Origin of the sequence: Bacillus cereus group sp. BfR-BA-01441 (assembly GCF_022663075.1) — a bacterium.
Lineage (GTDB): Bacteria > Bacillota > Bacilli > Bacillales > Bacillaceae_G > Bacillus_A > Bacillus_A cereus.
In genome coordinates this window covers 1-345 of sequence record NZ_JAKUEU010000290.1, presented here as the reverse complement: position 1 = coordinate 345, position 345 = coordinate 1, and the positions used below count along the sequence as shown (strand labels likewise).

The following is a 345-nucleotide window of genomic DNA, read 5'->3' as shown; positions in this document are numbered from 1 at the left end:
TCCAGCTGGGCCGGTTGCTCCTCGGATTCCTTGTACTCCTTGAGCTCCTTCCGCTCCTGTAACACCAACTGGACCAGCTATCCCTTGTATTCCCACCATTCCTTGTGCACCTGTTGGACCTATCACACCTTGAATACCTTGAATACCTTTAGGACCTTCTGCACCCGTTGGACCAGTTACTCCCAGCGGACCTTGTATTCCTTGAGAACCTTCTGCACCCGTTGGACCTGTTATACCTTGGTTACCTTGAGGACCTTGTGCTCCTTGTACTCCAACTGCTCCAACTACACCTTGGGCACCTTGCGCTCCCCTTACACCTTGATGACCTGTTGGACCTGTTATACC

The 345-nt window shown here is 52.2% G+C and carries 1 pseudogene; it reads right to left on the bottom strand.

Annotated elements, in window-relative coordinates:
* Positions 1 to 345: pseudogene (locus tag MR107_RS30560) on the bottom strand (collagen-like protein); the annotation flags it as partial.